General features: G+C 73.8%; 18 protein-coding genes and 2 pseudogenes. 7 read left to right on the forward strand and 13 right to left on the reverse strand.

The window, feature by feature from the left end:
• Positions 1-44: 44 nt before the first annotated feature.
• Together AB0N17_RS34825 and AB0N17_RS34830 are read right to left on the reverse strand one after the other, a co-directional pair.
• Positions 45-956 carry a helix-turn-helix transcriptional regulator gene (locus tag AB0N17_RS34825; RefSeq protein WP_366015624.1) on the reverse strand — a complete coding sequence of 304 codons (912 nt, stop codon included), beginning with the start codon at positions 954-956 and terminating at the stop codon, positions 45-47.
• Between the two features lie 79 nt (positions 957-1,035).
• Entirely contained in the window at positions 1,036-2,487 is a 1,452-nt protein-coding gene (locus tag AB0N17_RS34830; RefSeq protein WP_366015625.1) for a hypothetical protein, read from the reverse strand.
• Between the two features lie 265 nt (positions 2,488-2,752).
• On the opposite strand from AB0N17_RS34830, the gene AB0N17_RS34835 reads away from it, so the two are divergent.
• From AB0N17_RS34835 to AB0N17_RS34845, 3 genes are read left to right on the forward strand one after another with little or no spacing between them, the layout of a single operon-like run.
• Positions 2,753-3,508, forward strand: a complete 756-nt coding sequence (locus AB0N17_RS34835; RefSeq protein ID WP_366015626.1) for a hypothetical protein — start codon at positions 2,753-2,755, stop codon at positions 3,506-3,508.
• Positions 3,505-5,505, forward strand: coding sequence for a hypothetical protein (locus AB0N17_RS34840; RefSeq protein WP_366015627.1), 2,001 nt, complete (start codon positions 3,505-3,507; stop codon positions 5,503-5,505). Before AB0N17_RS34835 ends, AB0N17_RS34840 begins: the two co-directional genes overlap by 4 nt.
• Complete coding sequence (locus tag AB0N17_RS34845; RefSeq protein ID WP_366015628.1) at positions 5,502-7,115, forward strand: hypothetical protein; 1,614 nt, start codon at positions 5,502-5,504, stop codon at positions 7,113-7,115. The genes AB0N17_RS34840 and AB0N17_RS34845 overlap by 4 nt, the downstream gene beginning before the upstream one ends.
• A gap of 328 nt (positions 7,116-7,443) precedes the next feature.
• Here AB0N17_RS34845 and AB0N17_RS34850 read toward each other — a convergent pair whose 3' ends face one another.
• Positions 7,444-7,812 carry a hypothetical protein gene (locus tag AB0N17_RS34850; protein ID WP_366015629.1) on the reverse strand — a complete coding sequence of 123 codons (369 nt, stop codon included), beginning with the start codon at positions 7,810-7,812 and terminating at the stop codon, positions 7,444-7,446.
• 119 nt (positions 7,813-7,931) lie between these two features.
• Between AB0N17_RS34850 and AB0N17_RS34855 the strand changes: the two genes are divergently transcribed.
• Positions 7,932-8,378, forward strand: a complete 447-nt coding sequence (locus tag AB0N17_RS34855; RefSeq protein ID WP_366015630.1) for a MarR family transcriptional regulator — start codon at positions 7,932-7,934, stop codon at positions 8,376-8,378.
• 103 nt (positions 8,379-8,481) lie between these two features.
• Here the strand turns inward: AB0N17_RS34855 and AB0N17_RS34860 are convergent.
• The 6 genes and pseudogenes from AB0N17_RS34860 to AB0N17_RS34885 all read right to left on the reverse strand — a co-directional run.
• Positions 8,482-8,603: pseudogene (locus tag AB0N17_RS34860) on the reverse strand (SAM-dependent methyltransferase); the annotation flags it as partial.
• Positions 8,600-11,539 carry a BTAD domain-containing putative transcriptional regulator gene (locus AB0N17_RS34865; RefSeq protein ID WP_366015631.1) on the reverse strand — a complete coding sequence of 980 codons (2,940 nt, stop codon included), beginning with the start codon at positions 11,537-11,539 and terminating at the stop codon, positions 8,600-8,602. The gene AB0N17_RS34865 and the pseudogene AB0N17_RS34860, both read right to left, overlap by 4 nt.
• Positions 11,540-11,578: 39 nt before the next feature.
• Positions 11,579-12,349: an SDR family oxidoreductase gene (locus tag AB0N17_RS34870; protein WP_366015632.1), complete on the reverse strand. Its 771-nt coding sequence runs from the start codon at positions 12,347-12,349 to the stop codon at positions 11,579-11,581.
• A 123-nt stretch (positions 12,350-12,472) separates the two neighbouring features.
• The gene (locus AB0N17_RS34875) at positions 12,473-12,754 is read right to left on the reverse strand and encodes a hypothetical protein (protein ID WP_366015633.1); all 282 of its coding nucleotides are present in this window, start codon (positions 12,752-12,754) and stop codon (positions 12,473-12,475) included.
• 30 nt (positions 12,755-12,784) lie between these two features.
• Positions 12,785-13,141, reverse strand: a complete 357-nt coding sequence (locus AB0N17_RS34880; RefSeq protein ID WP_366015634.1) for a hypothetical protein — start codon at positions 13,139-13,141, stop codon at positions 12,785-12,787.
• A 252-nt stretch (positions 13,142-13,393) separates the two neighbouring features.
• Positions 13,394-14,209, reverse strand: a complete 816-nt coding sequence (locus tag AB0N17_RS34885; protein WP_366015635.1) for a sulfite exporter TauE/SafE family protein — start codon at positions 14,207-14,209, stop codon at positions 13,394-13,396.
• Between the two features lie 102 nt (positions 14,210-14,311).
• Between AB0N17_RS34885 and AB0N17_RS34890 the strand changes: the two genes are divergently transcribed.
• Together AB0N17_RS34890 and AB0N17_RS34895 are read left to right on the forward strand one after the other, a co-directional pair.
• Positions 14,312-15,076 carry a helix-turn-helix transcriptional regulator gene (locus tag AB0N17_RS34890; protein WP_366015636.1) on the forward strand — a complete coding sequence of 255 codons (765 nt, stop codon included), beginning with the start codon at positions 14,312-14,314 and terminating at the stop codon, positions 15,074-15,076.
• Between the two features lie 123 nt (positions 15,077-15,199).
• Positions 15,200-16,072, forward strand: coding sequence for an AraC family transcriptional regulator (locus AB0N17_RS34895; protein WP_366015637.1), 873 nt, complete (start codon positions 15,200-15,202; stop codon positions 16,070-16,072).
• A gap of 68 nt (positions 16,073-16,140) precedes the next feature.
• On the opposite strand, the pseudogene AB0N17_RS34900 reads toward AB0N17_RS34895, so the two are convergent.
• The 3 genes and pseudogenes from AB0N17_RS34900 to AB0N17_RS34910 form a co-directional block, all read right to left on the reverse strand.
• Positions 16,141-16,350, reverse strand: a pseudogene (locus tag AB0N17_RS34900) (glycosyl transferase); the annotation flags it as partial.
• An 81-nt stretch (positions 16,351-16,431) separates the two neighbouring features.
• Positions 16,432-17,082, reverse strand: a complete 651-nt coding sequence (locus AB0N17_RS34905; RefSeq protein WP_366015639.1) for a CatB-related O-acetyltransferase — start codon at positions 17,080-17,082, stop codon at positions 16,432-16,434.
• A 175-nt stretch (positions 17,083-17,257) separates the two neighbouring features.
• The gene (locus AB0N17_RS34910; RefSeq protein WP_366015640.1) at positions 17,258-18,088 is read right to left on the reverse strand and encodes an NAD(P)H-binding protein; all 831 of its coding nucleotides are present in this window, start codon (positions 18,086-18,088) and stop codon (positions 17,258-17,260) included.
• An 83-nt stretch (positions 18,089-18,171) separates the two neighbouring features.
• Between AB0N17_RS34910 and AB0N17_RS34915 the strand changes: the two genes are divergently transcribed.
• Positions 18,172-19,113: an AraC family transcriptional regulator gene (locus AB0N17_RS34915; protein WP_366015641.1), complete on the forward strand. Its 942-nt coding sequence runs from the start codon at positions 18,172-18,174 to the stop codon at positions 19,111-19,113.
• Positions 19,114-19,192: 79 nt separating this feature from the next.
• On the opposite strand, the gene AB0N17_RS34920 is transcribed toward AB0N17_RS34915, so the two are convergent.
• Positions 19,193-20,227, reverse strand: coding sequence for an Lrp/AsnC family transcriptional regulator (locus AB0N17_RS34920; protein ID WP_366015642.1), 1,035 nt, complete (start codon positions 20,225-20,227; stop codon positions 19,193-19,195).
• Between the last annotated feature and the right edge of the window lie 90 nt (positions 20,228-20,317).

Raw genomic sequence — 20,317 nt, forward strand, 5'->3', positions numbered from 1 at the left:
CGCGTCCGCCCGTCAGGCGTCGGCGCCGGCGCCGACGAGATGTCTCAGCCGGAACAGCGGGCGAGATCCGAGCCGCCCCGGTCGGCGGGGGTCAGGTAGACCTCGGGGAAGTAGCCGGTCCGGCCGTCTTTCCATTTGGCGCCGTACCAGAGGTCGGAGGTGGCACCACCCTTGTTCCTCGCGATCCCGGCGGAGGTGATGTCCTCGTTGGTGAGCTTCTCCCCGCGGGTCCAGCAGAAGACGACCAGTTTGGCGCCGCTCCACATCTCGGTGCCGGCGAGTTTGCAGCCGCGTGCGCCGCAGTGGGAGATGGTCTCGCTGGACAGATAGGCCGGGGTCTTGTCCTCCACGAGCGAGGTGGGGCCGATGGCCACCTTGTTCTGTACGACGACGGAGGCGAAGTCCCGGTGCGGCGGCCGGTCGGGGGCCGAGGCGAGCCAGAACCCGCCGGGGACGCCGACCGCCACCAGCAGGAGCAGGCCCGAGGCGGCCGCGACACGGACGGTGCGGGTGGTGCGGGTTGCTTTGGGGCGGGGGGTGCCGGGCGGCTGCGGAGGCCGTAACTCCTCGCGCGGGTACGGCGCTTCCGGCCGACCCTGCCCTTCGTCGCGCCCCCGCTCCCCCGGCCGCCCCCGCTCCCTCCGGTCCGCCGTCCCGGTACTCCAGGACGGGGCCGGGGCCGGGGCGCCCGTGTCCACGGCGCGGCGTACCTCCGTCCAGAAACGCTGCCAGGCGCCCTGGTCCGCGCCGCACGCGCGCGCGAAGGCGAGAGTGACGGCCAGGGTCGGCAGTCTGCGGCCCGCGGCGGCCTCCTGGAGGGTGCTGACCGAGTAGCCGGAGCGGGCGGCCAGTTGGGCATAGGTCAGACCCGTGCCGGTACGCAGGTCGCGCAGCCAGAAGGCCAGTTCGCGCAGCGGAGTGCCGTCACGGACGAGTCGCTGTTCGGGCCGCGCCATGATTCCCCCCGGATTGAGGCGGCATGCCCGTCATTGTCCTGGTGGGGATGGGCGGTGTCCACCGGTCTCCGGGACCCGGTCAGAGAGGGGCCGGGGACAGGGCGCGCGGGTCGGCCGCGAGCAGCTCGGACCACTGGGCCAGCCGGCTGGTGGGCACGAGCTGGCGGGGCAGACAGCCCGGATCGGTCTCGCTCAGCCGGCGCAGGACCCACCAGGCGATCCGGGCCTGGAGGTCGGCCACGGCGGGCGGGAACTCGGCCGCGAACTCCCGGTCCGCTCCCGCGTCGCGTTCTCTGTGCGGCTCGGGAAGCCGCACCATCAGGTCGTCGGCCCGTGCCCGCTCCCTGACCACCGCGCCCACGGCGTCCAGTGCCCGTTCGGTCTCGGCGCGGCGGGCCGAGCCGTGGTACCGGGCGCGTCCCGCGGTCCTCTCCTGCCGTTTCGCCCACCAGGCGAGCATGGCGGTCGACGGGCGGCAGAATACGATCCGGGCCGGGGTGTGGCGCAGGTGCTCCAGTGCCGCGTCGTCGAGGCCGTCCCGGGCGGAGAAGGCGTAGGGCCGGACCACGGCCACGGCCGGCCACGGCGTTCCGGCCAGGTCCTGCTCCCGGATGTGGGCCGCCACCGAGGTCCAGGCGGTGGTGCGCCCGCCGACGAGGTCGCGCCGTACCGGAACGAGCACCCCGCCCTGCGCCACCTCGGTCAGCGACCGCACCAGGACGTACTGGCGGCCGAGCGCCTGCGCGAGGAGCGCGGCGGCCGTGCCGATCAGTTGCCGCCCGCCCACGAAGAGGACGGTGGGCCGGCTGCCGTCCGGGGCGGTGACCGGGCCGGTGGAGGTACCGGCCACCGGGTCCTGGACGAGCACCTGCGGCGCGCGGCCGTCCGCCGTGCGCAGCCGGTCCCAGAGATCGGTGCCGGGGTCCCCCTGCCAGCTGTGTTCGCCGGCGGAGCGGAGCGCTCTTTCGACGCGGGCCCGCAGCTCCAGGCGGAGCGACCAGTACTCCCGGTCGCGGTGCAGCTTCTCCGCCTCGGGCAGTCCTTCCACGGCGGCCAGCCGGGCCATCCCCTCGGCGTCGTCGTAGGGCAGGGGCGCGTGTCCGGGTCGCAGGGTGAAGTGGGCGACCTCGTGGCTCGGGCAGCGGTACCGGTGGCCGGAGGAGATCCGCAGGACCTGGGCGGCGAAGCGCTCCGCGCCCACGGGATCGTGGAGCAGCGCCTCCACCGCGCGCAGCGGAGCACCGGGCGCGGCACTCGCCGGGGGCTCGGGCAGCTCGGGCGGGAGCAGGTCGAGCGCGCCCAGGACGTCGTGGGCGGGTATCTGCGCGAGCCGGCCGAGTGCCACGCAGAAGCCGGCCGGAACCGCGTTGGTCTTCCCCGACAGATAGTCGCGCGCGGTGCTCTCGGACACGCCGAGCTGTTCCCCGATGACCTTCGGGCCGACCGGGAACCGCCGGCCGCGCAGGGTCGTGAGGCACTGTTCGATGAACTGCCGGGTGGCCTCGGTGTTGTCGAACGGGCGGTGTGCCACGCGGTTCCTCCATCGGTCGGCAGGGCCGTACGGCGCGGGGTGTACGGCGGACGGCAGTGCGCGTTGCGGCGGTACGGCGCGCCGCGCGGTCGAGTTCCCCATGGTGACCCGCCCGGTGCGCCGTGCGGCTGTCCGCGCGGCAACCCGCGGGTATCACGCGCCTTTTCGCTCCGTCGCGCGCCTTGGCCGGGAGGTGCTGTCTGCTACCCCCGTACGCGGCCGGATCAGGCGGACCGCGTACGGACACCGGACAAGGACAGGTGGCATGACAGGCATACCCCGGCGGCTGCGGCGCGCACTGGCGTCGCTCGTCGCGGACGTGAGACAGCAACACAACGTCGAGGCGTACACGGCGTTCCTGGTCGGGCTCGTGGTCACCGCGCTGAGCCTCGCCGACGCGGTCGCGCTCCACTACCAACTGGCCGCCCTGCTGCTGGGCGTGAACGTCCTCGTCTTCACCTCGCGGCGGAGCGCGGCGGATTCGGGTCCGGCGCTGGACCGGGTGCTGTGCGGGCGGGAGGTCTTCCAGCCGTTCGGGGCGCTGCTGCCGGGGGTCGAGGATCTGCGGATCTACGGTCCCACGGCCGCCCATGTCCTGCTGAACAACGCGGACATCCGCAAGCTCGTGCTGGCCAAGGGCGGTTCGGTGCGCTGTGTCGTCCTCGCGCAGGATCCGGCCGCGATCAGCGGCGCGGCGCTGCAGCTCGACGACAGCGTCGACCTCGCCTCCACGCTCGCGGGGTCGGCGGAGATCCTGCGCCGGCTCGCCCGGGAGCAGCCGGGCTTCGAGTTCCGCAGGCTGGCGGTCAATCCGGGGTTCAGCCTGCTGATCGTCAACGCGCACCGCCCGAACGGCTATGCGATCGTCGAGCTGCACGGCTTCCAGGACGACAACATCGCCGACCGGATGCACATCCGGATCTCCCGGTACGAGTCGCCCCGGTGGATGGACTACTGGGTCGAGCGGTACGACGCCCTGTGGAAGGCCGCCCGCCCGGAACCGCCGGGCGAGGAGTCGTGAACGGCCTCACGGCCCACGGATCCGCGGCCGACGGATTCGGGGCACAGGGATTCGAGCCCGACGGATTGGGGGCCTTCGCGGATCTCGTCGCCGGCGCCGGGCCGGGGCACACCGCCTTTCTGACCGGCGCGGGGATATCCATGGACGAGCCGTCGTGCCTGCCGTCCGGGCCCGCTCTGAACCGGCGGGCCTCCCGGTCGTGCCTGGAACCGGACGTGCTGACGGAGATCCAGGCGCTGCACACGGCGTTCGGCTGGTTGCGGCCGCCGGGCTGCCCCCACGACCGGCCCGGGGCGGCCCCCGCCGTCCCGGCCGACCCACGGCTGGAGACCGTGCTGGGCGCCCTGGTGCGGGCCTGCGCGGGCACGCCGGTCCGACCGATGGAACTGCTGGCCGACGTACGGGAGGCCCGCCCCAACGCCGGGCACGACTTCTTCGCCCGGCACCTCGTCGCCGGTGGCCGGCACATCACGGCCAACTTCGACGGCTGCGTCGAACAGCGGTACCGCGAACTGACCGGCGGCCCTCCGCGGGCCGGACTGGTGCAGCACTTCCACCACTCCTTCGTCGGCAACCCGGAAGGCGAGGGGCTCGGCGCGACCCTCGCGAGCATCCAGAGCGGCCTGGACCCGGCCCACGCCGAGCAGCTGCTGGGCACGCTGCGCGAAGTGGGTGTCCTGGTCGTCATCGGCTACTCGGGCAGCGACTTCTTCGACGTCGACGCCACAGTCGAGGCCTGGCGGCCAGGGACGCTGCCGGGGCTGCGCGTGGTGTGGATCCATCACCACACCGAGCCCGGCCATCCCTGGCACGAGGTGTCCCCCGACGACGCGTCGGTGCCCCGGCTGGTGCGGCTGCTGGCGAAGGCCGGCGCCGCCGTCTCGGTGGTGTGCGGGCACACCGCGCGGCTGTATCCGGTGCTGAGAGACCGCTGGGACCTCGGTCCGGAGCCCCGGGCGGGTGGCCCGGCCGACCACCCGGAGCCCCCGGCGGGTGCCCCGGCCGGCCACCCGGAGCCCGGAATCCTGCGGCTGGACCCCGACGACCCGCTGCGCTCCGCCTGTACGTTCGTGCTCTGCCGCGAACTGGGGCTGCACCGGCGACTGGGGCTGATGCTCGCCGACGACACCCGGCTGACCGCCGTGTCCGCCGACGAGCGGTGGTGGGCGCGCTCCGAGTGGCTGTGGGAGCAGGGCCGTTGGCGCGATCTGCGCCGTATGTGGCGCCATGCGACTCCTGGCGGCGCACGCGGCCCGCTGGCCGCCGCCCGCGCCGAACGGATCGGCGCCTGCCTGTGGGTGCAGGGCCGGTTGCTGCCCGCGTACCTGTGGCTGCTCCTGCGACGCCGGCGTTTCCCCCGGGGCGGCGCCGAGTACCTGATGCTCAGCGAGACCGCGGGCCGGGTGGTCGAGCACATGACGTACACCCCGGAACTGCGGCTTCTCGGAGGGCGGTTGGCGGGCCGGCACCGCGCCGACCTCGAGCACCCGTCCCCGGCCGCCGGCGCGTCCCTCTTCGCCACGCGCAGCGACCTCCGGGACAGCCTGGCCCGGATCCACCGCGGGGAGGCGCGCGGGCCGCAGGCCACCGAGGGGCCCGCCGAGACGGTCTTCCAGGCCGGGAACCTGCTGGCCTGGGTGAGCTACCGCCACCGGCGGCTCCGCGACGGGTATCGGCCGCCGCCCGCCCACGCGTCCGAGGCGGAGCTACGCGCGTACGACGGCGAACTGGCCGTGCGGTATCGCGAACTGACCGCCTTCTACACCCTCCTCGGCTCCGTGGCGGGCGCCGCCCGCACCGTGCTGCTGCCCGGCGCCGACCGGGTGTTCGGGCCGCGCGAGTACTGGTGTCACGTCCGGTCGGTCCAGTACGCGCCCTGGCACCGCTTCCGGCTGCTGGCCCGCTACGCGGTGTCCCTCGCCGCCCGCCGAGCCGTCCGCTTCCGTCCGATCTTTCGCCGCACCCGCCGAGGTGGGCGGAGAGGGGAACCGACATGAGTACGCACACGAGGGACCTCCGGGATCCCGCGCAGCCCTGGCGGGGCGGTGTGGTCCTCCCCCTGGCGGACCCTCGTCCCTGGTATCTGCGCTGGGGTGCGGAACCCGCCGGTCCGTCCGCCCGCGCCTGCCATCCGGGCTGCGCGGACCACCCTCGCGGTGACGTCGCGCCGACGGACCTGTTCTGCCCCGAGAACGGCTTCCTGCCGCTGAGCAACGCCTCACCCGGGGTGCGGCGCGTCGTCCTGTCCGCCGTGGCCCTGCTGCTGCCGGCGTCCGTCAACCTGAGCGCGCGCTGGCACAGTGCGATGCCGCTGCTGGTTCCGGCGCTGGGCTGCGCGGCCCTGTTCACGCTGGCGCCCCTGCGGCGCTATCCGACGACGCGTCGGGCAGCGGCCGTCCTGTTGCTGCTCGCCGGCGTGGTCGGCGCGGTGGCCCAGTGGGGCGGTGCCACCGCACGGATGGTCGCGCTGACGTCGGCGCTGGGGGTCGCGGCCCTCCTGTGGGCCTGGTGCGCGGGCCGGATCGCCTGGCACGGCGGCTGGAGCGGCATCGCCCCCCGGACACCGGCGCGCGGGCCCGGTTCGGCGGCCCCGGACGCCCGGAATGCGCGTGACCGGCACGAGGCGTGGATGCTGCCGGGTGCGCTGACCTTCGGTGCGACGGCGGGCGCGCTGCCGGTGCTGATGGTCGAGGCCGCACTGCGGCACGCGCCCGAGGGCTGGCTCTGGGACCCGCCGGAGCCGGTGCGTCTCTGGCTGGCCAGAGCACCGTGGATCGGGGTTCTCGGTGCCGCGCTCACCGCCGTACTCGCCGGATTCCTCCACGGAGCCAGGAACTTCGACCGTACGGTGCCCCCGCTGTTCCCCCGCCTTCGGCCCCTTCCCCTCTTCGAGGTGCCCCGGCCTCGATGGCGGCTGGACCCGGCCACCGGATCGGGGCCGCTCGACCAGCTCGTCGTGATCGTGGGGGCACTGGCCCAGCTCATGCTCACGGCCGCTGTGGCGGTGGGCTGCATCGTCCTCGACATCCTCATCCTCTCGGCGGAACTCGTCCTCCGCGCGCTGGCGGCGCTCGGCAACCTGCTCTGGCGTGGCCTGGTCCGCATGACGCGCCTGCTGCTTTCCGCACTGGGCCGGGCCCTGGAAGTGCTGGGCCAGGCCGCGGTGTTGGGCGGCGGTGCCCTGCTGCGGTCGGTCCGGGTCGCCGTGCTGCCGCCGGCGCTGCTGGGGGTCCAGCTGGTGTGCGCCCGGACGTTCGCCGCCGCCGGCCGCGCCTACCAGGACGGCGGCGCCGTCACCGACCTGACGGCCGCGCTGGTCGCGCCGTCGCTCGGATGCCTGGCGGCGGTGGTGACCTGGTCGCTGTGGTGCGGCGAACGCCTCCGCCGGTGCCTGGGCTCTGCGTCGCGCAGCGGACGGCTCGTCGCCGTCTGGACGGCGGTCGTCGTGCCGGTCACGTCGTGGCTCGTGTGCGCCCCGTACGTGATCGACGGCCATGGCGCGGTCAGGCCCGGCCTGGTCTGCTACGGCAGCACGGCACTGCTGGCCGGGGCACTCGTACTGGGGTTGGTCAACCGACGCCGTGGCACCGGAAAACGGGCCGGCTGAGGGGCTGCGGGACGAGGGCGGATGTTTTCCGGTTTTCCGGGGTTCCTCCGACCTGCGGCGAAGGGCGTTGCGGACGCTGCGCACCGGCCCCTACAACAGGGACCGGAACCTGCGCAGGGCTTTCCGACGACCATAAGCAGCGGACTCACGCAGTGAGGAGAGCCCCATGAACCGGACCGGCATCCGCGTCCACCGCGATCCCGACGAGCCGGAGGAGCACACGGGCAACGCGGCGATCTGCCGGTGACGGCGTACGGCCCGGCGCACTGCGCCGGGCCGTCGCTCACGAGGGCGCCCTGGACGGAACTCGGGCGGTACCGCCGACGGATCAGGCGCCGGGACGGAACCGGAGCGCCGACCAGGTGTCGTCGATGGCGATCTGCCGCACGGGCCGCACGCCCCGCTCGGACAGCGCGGCGGCCAGAGAGTCACGGTTCAGATCGGTGCCGAGCTTCCCGCCCTTCGGGTAGGCCACCCAGGCCAGGGCATCGCGCCGCGCGGCAGCGAGCGCCGCCTGCGCATCCGCCTTGAGGAGGTCGCCGAAGGAGGTCACGAAGGCGAGCACCGCATCGGCCGAGGCCGCGTCCTCCGCGGCCTCGACCTCCGCGGCCTCGACCTCCAGCTCGACGTCGTCGGGCTTGCCCAGGACGACGACACTCTGCCCGGGCTTGATCTGCAGCTTGCTGATGACGGACACCCCCCTGATCCTGCCACCCGAGCCGCGCCGCCGCACACAGCGTGAAAATAGTAGCCATGGCAATAGTAGCCATGTACTGTATCTGCCATGCCCCACCCCGAGAACAAGAAGGAGCAGTCATGACCACCACCGCACCCACGGCCAACGGCCGGGTCATCGCCCTGGCGCACTACGCCGCACGCGCTCTCCTGGAGGGCGTGCTGGTCCGCCACGGCGCCACGTTCCAGCACAGCGTGACGCTCAGGGCCGTCGTGGTCGCGGGCGAGTCCATCGGCCGCGACGAGCTCGCCGCCGACGTCGCCGGCTCGCTGAAGACCGACGTGTCGGTCGTGCGCGACGTGGTCGGGGAACTGACGGTCGCGAAGCTGCTGGAAGAGGACGCCGCGGACGCGTCCCGGGTACGGCTCACGGACGCCGGACGGGACCTGTACGAGAGCACGACCGCCGAAACCGCCGAGATCTCCGCCCGGCTGTACGCCGGCATTCCGGCCGAGGATCTGGCGGTCGCGGGCCGCGTGCTGACGCTGGTCACGGAGCGGGCGAACGCCGAGTTGGCCGGCGCCTGAGGTTCTGTCAGCCGGGACATGACCGGCCGACGCGCCCTGGCCGTCGACGTCCCCGCGTCACGGGCGGGCAGGACGGCCCGGGTGCGGCCGACGCGGCCCGGTCCTCCGGTACGCGGCTGCCGGGGCGCACACCCGCGAGGTCCGCGAGGTCGTCGTACAGCTCCCGCGGCCATCCGGGCCCGGCCCGGTCGTACAGTTCCGCGTCCTCGTCGAGGTCCGGCTCAGCCGGGCCCGGCGGACCTCCTCGGGCCTGTCGTCGCGTCGTGCACGGCCGCTCGTCGGATCACCTCGGCCACCAACCCTTCCGGCAGACCCAACAAGCTCAAGGATTCGGGTAGTTCGCGGCCGGGCAGGGCTGCGGATCGTGCCGCCTCGCGCAGATACGCCTCTGCCCCGGACGGGTTCCCGTCGGTCCGGGCGATCCTGGCGAGGCCGACCAGGGTGCGGACGCGGTTGCCGATGCCCTTCACCCAGTGCGGGTCGAGCCGCTCCAGCGCCTGGGTGTACAGCCGCTGTGCCGTGGCCATGTCCCCGTCCTGGAGCGCGATGTCCGCGAGCCCGCGCCGGGCCGCCGCCAGCGCGCGCTCGCTGCCGGCCCTGCGGGCGTACCCGGCGGCCCGTTCGTAGGCGGTGCGGGCCGCCTCGGGGTCCCCGGGCATGCGCAGGTCGCCGCGGTTGACCAGGAGGTCGGCGCAGTCCTCCAGGGCGCCGAGTTCCTCGGTGAGACCCAGCGCCTCGTCGATGAGCCCGGCGGCCTCCGTGGCCGCGCCCCGTGCACCGGCCAGCCCGGCCAGCGCGTCCAGGGCCAGCGCGGCGCCCCAGCGCTCACCCAGCGCCCGGAACGTCGTCGCCGCCGTCCAAAAGCCCTGCTCGGCCGCGGGGAGGTCGCCCTCGCCGAACGGGCCGTAGGCGGCGACGTAGTGCGCGGCAGCCCTGGTCCAGGCGTCGGGGCGGTCGCGCTGGGCGGAGACGAGGGCGTGTGCGGCGGGCGCGTCGCCGTCGGCCGCCTGATGCATCATCCACGGCAGCAGCCCGGCGGGCCACCGGCCGGCGTCCGCCTTCGACCAGGCCGCGGTCAGCGCCCGTCCCGCGGTCCCACGGTGGCGGCGCCACGCGTCGCGCCCGTCCGGCCCGGACGCGGCCAGCAGCACGCACAGGGCGTACTCCTCGCCCAGCCCGTCCGGTACGTCGTCTCCCAGGGCGCGCAGTACGGCGCGGGCCTGGTCCGCGAAAGCGTCGGCGGCGCCCCGGATCCACAGGTACGTCGAGGCCGCGCCGAGCAGTGCCAGCGCGGTCGTCCACTCGGCCGCGTGGACCGCCCGGCGGACGGCCGCCAGCAGTTCGGGCTGTTCCGCGGACAGGGCTGCCAGCCGGTGGAGTTGGTCATGGCCCCGCAGCGACGCCTCGCCGTCACGCATGAGTGCGAGGAGGGCATGGGCGTGGGCCGTGTTCGCCTCACCCTCCTCCCCCGCCTCGGCTAGCCGCTCGGCGGCGTAGGCGCGGATCGTGGCCAGCATGCGGTAGCGGCCCGCCGACCGCTCCAGCAGGGACTTGTCGGCCAGGGCCGCCAGGGTGTCCTCGTCGGTGGCGCACACGCGGCACGCGGTCTCCGTGGTCGCGCCCGCCGCGAAGACGGAGAAGCGGCGGGCCGCCTGCTGCTCGGACGGGTCCAGCAGGTCCCAGCTCCAGGCGACCACCGACCGCAGGGTCCGGTGCCGGGTGTCGGCCGTCCGGCTGCCCTGCCCGGCCACGGCCAGCCGGTCGTGCAACCGGTCGGTCAGCTCCCGCAGGCTCAGCGTGCGCAGCCGGGCCGCGGCCAGCTCGATGGCCAGCGGCAGGTCGTCCAGCGCGGCGCAGACCCGGCGCACCGCCTCCGGGTCGGGCACGAAGGCGCGCCGTACCGCGCGGGCCCGGTCGGTGAACAGCGCGACGGCCGCACCGTCGTCGAGGGGTCGTACGGGGTGCAGGTGCTCGCCGATGACTCCCAGCGGCTCACGGCTCGTGGCCAGTACGCGCAGTCCGGGGCCGGCGGCGAGCAGGCGGGCCGCCAGGACGGCGGCCTCCTCCACCAGGTGTTCGCAGTTGTCGAGGACCAGCAGCAGGGTCCGGCCGGACAGGGCGGCCGTCAGCCGGTCGAGTGCGCCCTGGCCGCCGGCGTCGGCCGCGTGCAGCCCTCGCTCGCGCAGCCCGAGCGCGCCGAGCAGGGTCTGCGGCAGGGGGCGCGGGTCGTGCAGCGGGCCGAGTTCCGCGAAGCACACCTCGCCGCCCTCCGCCGCGGCGACCGCGGCGGCCAGCCGGGTCTTGCCGACCCCGCCGGGTCCGGTGAGCGTGACCAGCCGGGCCGTGCGCAGCAGGACGGTGAGCTCGGCGACCTCGCCGGAGCGGCCGACGAAGGAGGTCAGCGGGGCGGGCGGTGCGGCCGGGGCGGGCGTGGGGTCACCGGCCAGCAACTCCCGGTGCAGCGAGGTGAGTTCCGTCGACGGGTCGGCGCCCAGTTCGTCCGCGAGGTGGCGCCGTACCTGCTCGTACACGAGCAGGGCCTCGGCCTGGCCGCCGTCGGCGAACAGGGCGCGCATGAGCAGGGCGGCGAACCGCTCGCGCAGCGGGTACCGGCCGACGAGTTCACGTAACTCCGGTACTGCCGCTCGGTGTTCGCCGAGTGCCAGCGCGGCCTCTATGCGGTCCTCCAGGGCCGTCAGCCGCAGCTCCTCCAGCCGTACGGCTGCCGCGCGTCCCTGCTCGACGTCCGCGAGATCGGCCAGCGCGGGCCCCCGCCACAGCCCAAGTGCTCCCCGCAGCACGGTCAGTGCCCTTTCCGCATCCCCCTCCCGCAGCGCGCTCCGCCCCTGAGCGGCCAGGCGCTCGAAGCGGCCCGCGTCCACGTCGTCCGGGTCGGCGAGGAGGCGGTATCCGGCTCCGGTCCGCTCGATGACGGCCACCCCGGTCAGCGCCGCACGCAGGCGGGACACCTGCGACTGCAGGGCGTGCGCGGAGGGGGTGCCGTCCGGGCCCGCCGCCTCCGCCAGCCGGTCGACGGAGACGGCCTCCCCCGGCCGGATCAGCAGCAGGGTGAGCAGGGCTCGACGGGCGGGACCACCGAGCGGCACCGGTACGCCGCCGTCGCCGCACACCTGCGTCCCGCCGAGGATTCGAAAGCGCATGCGGCCGATTATGCGGGTGGAACAGGACGGTTGGGGCGATCACCTGGGGGCGAGCGGGCCGAGCCACGTGCCGCCGGACACGTCGATCGTCTGGCCGGTGACCCAGCGGCCCTGCGGACCCGCGAGGAACCCGACGACGTCCGCCACGTCCTCGGGTTCGCCGAGCCGCCCCAGCGCGGTGATCGCCTCCAGGCCGGCCACCACCTCCGGGATCGCGGTGTACCCGGCGGTGAGGTCGGTGCGCACCGCGCCCGGCGCGACCGTGTTCACGGTGATGCCGCGACCGCCCAGTTCGTTGGCCAGCGACGGGGCCAACGACTCCAGGGCGGCCTTGGTGACGGTGTAGCCGATCTGCGTGGAGACGGCGAACCTGCTGGCAGTGGAACCCATGTTGATGATCCGCCCGCCGTCGTTGAGCAGCGCGAGCGCCCGGCGGATCACGAAGAACGGGGTGGTGACGTTGACCGCGAGCAGCCGCTCCCACTCCTCCTCGCAGACGTCGGCGATCGAACTGGTGGAGGAGATCCCCGCGTTGTTCACCAGGATGTCCAGCCCACGGCCGCCCAGGCCGTCGCTCAGCTGCTCGAACAGCGCGTCGACGGCGCCGACTTCGCCGAACGTGGCACTGATCGAGAAGGCCCGCCCGCCGGCCTTCTCGATCAGTGCCACGGTCCGGGTGGCCGCCTCCGCGTTCCGCCCGTAATGCACGGCGACCGTCGCGCCGTCGGCGGCGAGCCGCAGCGCCACCGCGCGTCCGATCCCTCGCGAACCGCCGGTCACCAGCGCGGTCTTCCCGGTCAGAGCACCCATCGTCGACTCCCTCGGTGGAAGCCGGTCCCGCTGCTGGAACCGGCGATGGGTCCACCTTCGGCGCCGGCCCTCACCGACCGCTCACCGCGCGCTCACCGACGTCCGCGCCGGCCTGCCGGCCGGTCAGGTGCCGCAGACGCGCTGGGCCTGGGAGGCCGTGGCGTCGCGCTGCGTCCGGGCGTCCGAGAGCGCCTGCAGCTCGGAACGGTCCGGGTGCCCTCCGTCGGCGATCCTGTCCTGCAGTTCCTTCTTGTAGGCCTCGTAGTCGTGCTCCGCCGTGTCGGCGGCCGCCACAGCGCCCGCGCATGCGTCGTCACGGCTGCTGGGTGTGGCGTGGGCAGCCGAGGGCAGTGCCAGGAAGAGTGCGGCACCGACCGCGATCGCCGGCAGACGTGTGAACACCATGTTCGACCTCCGTCGGGAGACGGCGCCGGGTCAGGACGAGAGGAGGACCCGGCGGCTGCTGTCGCTGGAGTCGACGCACTCCAGGTAGGGGTTCGGGTCGCCCTGGCGCTCCTGGCACTTCCAGGTGGTACCGCCCGCGGGGACCGTGGCGGGTACGCCTCCCTTGGCGGAGGCCGCCTTGGTGTAGGCGCTCGCCACCTCCAGGGTGGTGCTGCAGGACTCTCCCGGGTCGCCCCAGACCGCGAGCCCTGTCGCCTTGTCCGACCCGCAGTACCGGGGCTTGTCCGTGGCGGGCGGCGTATCGGCGAACGCGTGCGCCGGGGCCCAGAGGCTCAGTGCGGCCGCGCTCATCAGCGCTGCGGCCGCTCCCCTTCCGATCAACTGCATCGCATACCTCCCTAGCAGCGACGACGGACAGCGAGCCGGGTGCCGAGTACCCAGTCCCTCCGTGCGCATCAGGCCCGGCCCGTCCCAGGATCCGGCCGCCCGTTTCATTCCTTTGGACGCTTCGCACGTGACGAATCGCGGACTGCCGGGAGTTTCATCCGAAAGGGCGCGGGAGGACCGGCCGAATGGCCCATCGAGAGGGAAGCGTGCGTGCTCGGGCCGGTCCGCGTCCGTCGGGCCCTGCGACGGGCGTCAGACCCCGATGGACACCATCACGATCAGGACGACCAGGAGCAGGAGAACGTAGGCGGCGGAGTGGACACGGTCCGGGACGCGGCCGGTGAGCCGCCTCGCGACGGCGATGGTGGGCAGCGATCCGAGGAGCAGGGCGGCGCCCGCGGCGAGATCGACGTAGCCGAGGTGTGCGCCGGCGGGTGCGGCGGCGGTGGGGGCGAAGGCGTAGACGAGGGTCCCGGCCACGGCGACGGGGACGGTGAGGGGGTTGGCCATGGCGGTCGCCTCGGCCATCGCAAGGCCCCTGCGGCGCAGGAGCGGAACCGTCATGACGCTCCCGCCCACGCCCAGCGCGGCGGCCACCAGGCCGATGCCCATGCCTCCGAGGGTCGTCGTGCCCCGGCCCAGCGGCCGGGGACACGACTGGTGCGCCACGGCGAGGAAGCCCTTCCGCAGCAGGCTGTCGGTGATCGTCACCAGCAGGTAGGCGGCGAACAGCAGGCGCAGCGCCGTACCGCCCACCAAGGTGGCGGCGAAGGACCCGGCGGCCGCGCCGAGGGTGATGTACGCCGCCAGCGGCCAGACGTACGCGCGGTGCAGCCGGCCCTGGCGCCACTGCGCCAGCGCCGCCGCGACGGCGTTGACGGCCATGACGGCTGCCGAGGTCGCCACGGCGACGTGCATGGCGTCGGCCGCGGCCGCCTCACGCGCCGTGACGCTCAGGACGCCGTAGACGACGGGGACCGTGATGAAGCCCCCTCCGAAGCCGAAGAGCACGGTGGTGATGCCGGTCAGGCATCCGAAGAACAGGAGGGTGGGTAACGAGGTCAGCACTGCTCCGACGCTAGGGATCACGAGGTCTGGCGGGCAATCGATGATGTGCCATCTTCCTACGCGTAGCGGACAGGCCGGGCGAGGACCCCGTAACCTCGCGGCATGCGCAATGTCCCGGTCGCTGAGGTGGACGACCTCGATCGTGCCGTGCTGGCCATCGGCACCAACTACCCCACCGACCACCTGCTCGTGTGGCACGAGCACCGCCGGGCCCAGGTCCTGTACGCGGCGACCGGCGTCATGCGGGTCGAGACGACGGACGGCACCTGGACGATTCCGACCGCCCGTGCGGTGCTGGTCCCGCCCAGGACCCGGCACCAGGTCGCCATGACGGGCGTCAGCACCCGCAGCCTCTACATCGAACCCGCCGCCGTGCCGTGGTTCCCCTCCCGCTGTCAGGCGGTCGACGTCTCCGCCCTGCTCCGCGCGCTGATCCTGGAAGCCGTCGAGATGGAGCCGCGCTATGCCGAGCCCAGCCGCGACGCGGCGGTCGCGGCCCTCGTCCTCCACGAGCTCAGGACCCTCACGCCGCTGCCGCTCGACGTACCGCTGCCGTCCGACCCGCGGCTGCGCGGCCTCTGCGAGGCTTTCCTGCGGCAGCCGGACATCCATGACCCGCCCGCGCGTTGGTGCGCGGCCCTCGACATCAGCGAACGCACCCTCGCCCGCCTGTTCCAGCGCGAGACCGGCCTGAGCTTCTCGCGGTGGCGGCAACGCGCCTGTGTCCTGCACTCCCTGCAGCACCTCGCCGCGGGCACGCCGGTCACGCGCATCGCCGCGCGGCTGGGCTACGACAACCCCGCCGCCTACACGGCGGCGTTCGGCAAGCTCCTGGGCCGACCGCCGACGGCGTACCGGAGCCCGTGACGGGGTTGAGGCGTTGCCAGGCCCGGCGGGGCTGAGGCACCCGACCGGAGCGGGCACAGGATGTCGGGTGCGGCAGGCTTGGTCCTTCCTAACGTTGGTGATCGAAAGGGAAGGAGGCCGGGGTTGCTGGATCGGCTGAACCAGGCCATGGACCACATCGAGGGTCACCTCGACCAGCACATCGAGGTGTCCGAGCTGGCCCGGATCACGGTCACGTCCGAGTACCACTTCCGGCGGCTGTTCTCGTCGCTGGCGGGGATGCCGCTGTCGGAGTACGTCCGACGCCGGCGGCTCACCGTGGCGGGAGCCGACGTGCTGGCCGGGAAACCGTCCTTGCTGGAGATCGCGATGCGCTACGGCTACACCTCGGGAGAGGCCTTCGCCCGGGCGTTCCGCGCCGTGCACGGTGTCGGTCCCGGCGAGGCCAGGCGTACCGGCGCGGCCCTGAACTCGCAGCCCCGGCTGTCCTTCCGCCTCATCGTCGAAGGGAACAGCACCATGCGGTATCGCATCGTGGAGAAGGAAGCATTCCGGATCGTCGGCAAGAAGGCCCGCGTCCCGCTGATCCACCAGGGCGTCAACCCGCACATCGCCGATCATGTCCGGAGCATCCCGCCGGAGACGATGCTGCGGATCGCCGGCCTCTCGGACCAGGACCCCCAGGGCGTGGTGTCGGCGACCGTGCGCCTGTCGGACGGCTTCGAGGAGGGCAGTGAACTCGACTACTACCACGCGGTGGTGTCCACTGCCGCCGAGTCACCCGCGGACCTCGACGTGCTGGACTGCCCGGCGGGCACGTGGGCCGTGTTCGAGAACACCGGGCCGTTCCCGCAGGCGCTGCAGCAGATGTGGGGGGACGTGGCCGCCCAGTGGATCCCGTCCAACCCGTACGAGTACCGTCCGGGGCCGGAGATCCTGCGCACTCGCCCCTCTCAGGACGACCCGGCGCAGTCCGACGCGCAGCTGTGGATCCCGGTGACCCGCACCTCGGTCTGAGCCCGGCGCCAGGTGCCGTTCCGGGGGCGAGGCGCCCGGCCCCGGATCGCGCAACCGTAGGCGCTCCGTCAGCTTGAACCGAGCGCGTCCTCGATGAGGTCGGCGGCGCGTGAGGTGCCGCCCTCCGTCTGTGCGTCGGTGCGCAGCCGTGCCGAGCGGCGGGCGACCTCGGCGTCATCGGCCAGCTCGTGGAGGGCCGTTCGCAGGGCTTCGGCGGTGGCGTCCGGGGTGTCGATGCGGCGGGCCACGCCGAGTTCCACGAGCCGGTCGGCGTTCATGGGCACGTCGTTTTCCGGCGGCCGCCCTCCGGAGGCGTCCCGCGCACGTCGACTCGCCCGGTCCGCAGTCCCGCACGCGTGTCAGCCCTGCGCCGGCTCCGGGGCCGCGGCCTCCAGTTCCGCGATGGTGCCCGACATGATCGTCCGCACGTGCTCGGTGATGTGCTCCGCGGGCCAGTCCCACCAGGCCACCGCCAGCAGCCGGGCGATGTCGCGGTCGTCGTAGCGGGTGCGGATGAGGCGGGCCGGGTTGCCGCCGACGATGCCGTAGTCGGGTACGTCGCCGGTGACCACGGCGCCGGTGCCGATGATCGCGCCGTGCCCGATCCGTACCCCGGGCAGCACCATCGCGCCGTGGCCGAACCAGACGTCGTTGCCGACGACGGTGTCCCCCCGGTTCGGCAGACCGGTGAGCAGGTCGAAGTGTTCCGACCATGAGCCGCCCATGGTGGGGAAGGGGAAGGTCGAGGGGCCGTCCATGCGGTGGTTGGCGCCGTTCATGAGGAACCGCACGCCCGTGCCCAGCGCACAGAACCTGCCGATGATCAGCTTCTCCGGCCCGTAGTGGTAGAGCACGTTACGGGTCTCGAACGCCGTCGCGTCGTCCGGATCGTCGTAGTACGAGTACGCGCCGACCTCGATCAGCGGGGACTTCACCAGCGGCTTGAGCAGTACCACTCGCGGCTGTTCGGGCATGGGGTGGAGGACCGTGGGGTCGGCAGGCACGGGCATGGTGTGCTTCCTCGGCGGTTGCGTGGTCGGTGACCGGCCCATGATCGCGCCACCGCGGTGCGCCGGACACCGTTTTACCACCTCCGCGTCGACGTGCCCGGTCTGCGGCCGGACGACGAGCGGTGACCGGATCCCCGTCCGACCGGAGCCCGAACTGCCCGGCCACGTCTGGGACTCAGCTCCAGGAGCCCGCCGCCGCTGTCTCGCTCACGAAGGTCTCGAAGGTCCTGGGCGGCCGGCCCAGGGCCTGTTCGACGCCGTCGCCGAGCGTGGCGCCCTCGCCGTTGCCGACGGCGACGAGGAGTTCCGTGAGCAGCCGGGCGACGTCGGGTGAGGCGCCGGCGGCGACCTGGCGTTCGACGAAGGCCTCGGGACCGACGTCGATGTGACGGATCGTCCGGCCGGTGGCCCGGGCGATGAGTCCGGCCGCTTCGCCGAAGCTGACCGCCCGTGGGCCGGTCAGGTCGTAGACCCGGCCGCTGTGGCCGTCTTCGGTCAGCGCCGCGACGGCGACCGCGGCGATGTCCTCGGCGTCGACGAACGGTGTGCGCCCGTCACCGGTGGGCAGCGCCAGGGTTCCGGCGAGGATCCCGGGCCGCCACGGGCCCTCGCTGAAGTTCTGCGCGAACCACTGCGGGCGCAGCACGGTCCAGTCGGCACCGCTGCCGCGCACGGCCTGTTCGGCGGCATGCAGCGGATGGCCGTCCTCACCCGCGCGCGGGGCGGACAGCAGCACCAGGCGGCGTACTCCCGCGGCGACCGCCTCGGTCACCAGCCGGGGGATGCGCGATGGGTGGTCCGTGCTCGCCGACAGGCTGGGTTCCACGAGGTAGGCGGCGGTGACGCCGTCGAACGCGGGTGTCCAGCCGGTCGGGTCGTCGAGGTCGAGGTGGAGGTCGCCGCCCGCACGGGACGCCGTACGGACCGGCAGGCCGGCGGCCTTCAGACGCCGGGCGACGCGGCTGCCGGTCTTGCCGGTGCCGCCGAGGACGAGGATGGTCTTCATGGCGTCCAGACAACCGCAGGGGCGCCTGGACGATCCATGGGAGAACGTCGCCTCTCCCTTTGTGATCGTCTAGCGTGGGGCGGGTGGACGTCCTGAGCGATCTGCTGCACCGGGCCCGGGCCAGGAACACGTACGTCAGGCAGCTCATCCGGCGTCCCCCGTGGTCGCTGGCCTTCACCGACCCGCCCCCGCTCACGGTCGTGACCACGCTCGCCGGCACCGCGTCCGTGCGGATCGACGGCGCGGGGACGGCGCCGGTACGGCTCGCGGCGGGCGACATCGTCCTCGTCACCGGCCCCGGTGGCCACACGGTCGCGGACGACCCCTCCACCCCGCCGCAGGTGGTGATCCACGGGCGGCGGAAGAGTGTCGTCGGCGGGGCGGCCGAAGCGGCGGACACCCGGCGGAACCTGGCGCCCCGCACCTACGGCGACGGTCTTCCCGGGGCCACGGTCATGCTCCGCGCCGCCTACGACCTGCGCGGCCACGTCGGCGACCGCCTGCTGGGCGTGCTGCCGCCGCTGGCCGTCGTACCCGCCGGTCCGACGACCCGGGCGGCGCTGGATCTGCTCGCCGCGGAGGCCGCCCGGGACGAACCCGGCCAGGACGCCGTGCTGGACCGGCTGCTGGACCTCGTGCTCGTGCTGGCGTTGCGCGCCTGGTGGGCGAGAGCGGAGACCGCGCCCGCCTGGTACCGGGCGCTGGCCGATCCGGCGATCGGCGAGGCGCTGCACCTGCTGCACGAGGATCCCGCGCGCCGGTGGACGGTCGCCGAACTGGCCGCCGGGGTCGGCATGTCCCGTGCAGCGTTCGCCGCCCGTTTCACCTCCCTGGTCGGTGAACCCCCGCTCACGTACCTCACCGGCTGGCGGATGACGGTGGCAGCGGACCTGCTGCGGGACGCCGAGGCGACCGTCGCAGCCGTGGCACACGAGGTGGGGTACGAGGACCCCTTCGCCTTCAGCGTGGCGTTCAAGCGCACCCGGGGCGTCAGCCCCTCGGTCTGGCGCCGGCAGACGCGCTGATCCCGGCGCGAAGGGACTCGGTCCTTCGCGGCAGTGGACGATCACCGCCCGGGACGCGGAGGACTGTTCTGACGCGGCGTCAGATCGTGGGCTCGGCCCAGATGTCGGGCGGGACGACCCCTGCCGACCGGCCGTACGGGTCGAGCAGGCGGCCCAGGAGCTTGTCGTGGCGCAGGGTGATGACGCGGTCGACGATGTCGAGACCGGGGTGGGTGGTGGCGAGGTGGGTCTCCAGGCGCAGGGCGTCGTCCACGGAGTGCAGGCTGGCCTGGAGGACGAGGTTGTGGGGGCCGGTGACGGCGGCGCAGTTACGGGTCTCGGGCAGGCGGACCAGGGCATGGCCGACGGCGGGCAGGTCGGTGGGCGGGACCTTGGCCCAGAAGGTGAGGGCGACCGGCCAGCCCCCGAGGGGGCGGGCGAAGTCGCAGCGGAAGCGCAGGACGTCGAGTCGTACCAGCTGTTCGATGCGGCGTTTGACGGTGGACAGGCTGACACCCAGGGCGGTGGAGAGGGCCTGGTAGGAGGCGCGCCCGTCGCGGGCCAGCCGGGCGAGGAGGGCACGGTCGAACAGGGTGATGTCGCCGGGGCCCTGACGGGGCGGCCGGGTGACGGGCGACGTGGTGAGCCGGGCGCGCTGGCCGGGAGCGAGGGCGGCGATGCGCCAGCGGCCCCCCTCGGTGAACGTGTGGGTGACGATCCGGACGTCGACGGCGGTGATGCCGGGGACGTGCGGGAGCAGGTCGAGGGTGTAGCGGGACAGGGCGGACAGGTCGCGCGTGGCGACGGTGGCGAGGATGTCGTGGCCGCCCGCGGAGCGTTCGAGGGTGAGCATGTGAGGATGGCCGCTGAGGGCCCGCGCGACCGTGGCGGTGGCGCCCGGGGTGCAGTCGATCTGGGCGAACGCGAGGCATATCCGTTCGAGCAGGCGCGGGCCGGGCGAGAGACCGACCCAGGCCGTGCCGTGCTCGGTGAGACGGTTGAAGCGGCGGGCGACGGTGACCGGATCCAGCCCGAGTGCGCGGCCGAGGTCGGTCCACGAGGCCCTCGGCCGCAGCTGCAGCGCGTTGATCAGGGCGAGATCGTCCTCGCTCAGCGGTTTCGCATCTTCCTGCATCAGCCGGCCCGTCCTGGCGAGAATCCTGCGTTCTTCCCCTCCCCCGTGGTTAGTCTCGCACCGTAGGGCTCCAGGAGCTCGTACTGGGCG

The sequence above is a fragment of the Streptomyces sp. NPDC051133 genome (genome assembly GCF_040682635.1).
GTDB lineage: Bacteria > Actinomycetota > Actinomycetes > Streptomycetales > Streptomycetaceae > Streptomyces.

What these genes read in the sequence shown, in the direction of transcription:
- AB0N17_RS34905 (WP_366015639.1), bottom strand. Translation starts at nt 17,082, where the DNA reads ATGCCCGTGCCTGCCGACCCCACGGTCCTCCACCCCATGCCCGAACAG.
- AB0N17_RS34865 (WP_366015631.1), bottom strand. Translation starts at nt 11,539, where the DNA reads ATGCGCTTTCGAATCCTCGGCGGGACGCAGGTGTGCGGCGACGGCGGC.
- AB0N17_RS34845 (WP_366015628.1), top strand. Translation starts at nt 5,502, where the DNA reads ATGAGTACGCACACGAGGGACCTCCGGGATCCCGCGCAGCCCTGGCGG.
- AB0N17_RS34890 (WP_366015636.1), top strand. Translation starts at nt 14,312, where the DNA reads ATGCGCAATGTCCCGGTCGCTGAGGTGGACGACCTCGATCGTGCCGTG.
- AB0N17_RS34920 (WP_366015642.1), bottom strand. Translation starts at nt 20,227, where the DNA reads ATGCAGGAAGATGCGAAACCGCTGAGCGAGGACGATCTCGCCCTGATC.
- AB0N17_RS34835 (WP_366015626.1), top strand. Translation starts at nt 2,753, where the DNA reads ATGACAGGCATACCCCGGCGGCTGCGGCGCGCACTGGCGTCGCTCGTC.
- AB0N17_RS34870 (WP_366015632.1), bottom strand. Translation starts at nt 12,349, where the DNA reads ATGGGTGCTCTGACCGGGAAGACCGCGCTGGTGACCGGCGGTTCGCGA.
- AB0N17_RS34910 (WP_366015640.1), bottom strand. Translation starts at nt 18,088, where the DNA reads ATGAAGACCATCCTCGTCCTCGGCGGCACCGGCAAGACCGGCAGCCGC.
- AB0N17_RS34880 (WP_366015634.1), bottom strand. Translation starts at nt 13,141, where the DNA reads ATGCAGTTGATCGGAAGGGGAGCGGCCGCAGCGCTGATGAGCGCGGCC.
- AB0N17_RS34855 (WP_366015630.1), top strand. Translation starts at nt 7,932, where the DNA reads ATGACCACCACCGCACCCACGGCCAACGGCCGGGTCATCGCCCTGGCG.
- AB0N17_RS34875 (WP_366015633.1), bottom strand. Translation starts at nt 12,754, where the DNA reads ATGGTGTTCACACGTCTGCCGGCGATCGCGGTCGGTGCCGCACTCTTC.
- AB0N17_RS34825 (WP_366015624.1), bottom strand. Translation starts at nt 956, where the DNA reads ATGGCGCGGCCCGAACAGCGACTCGTCCGTGACGGCACTCCGCTGCGC.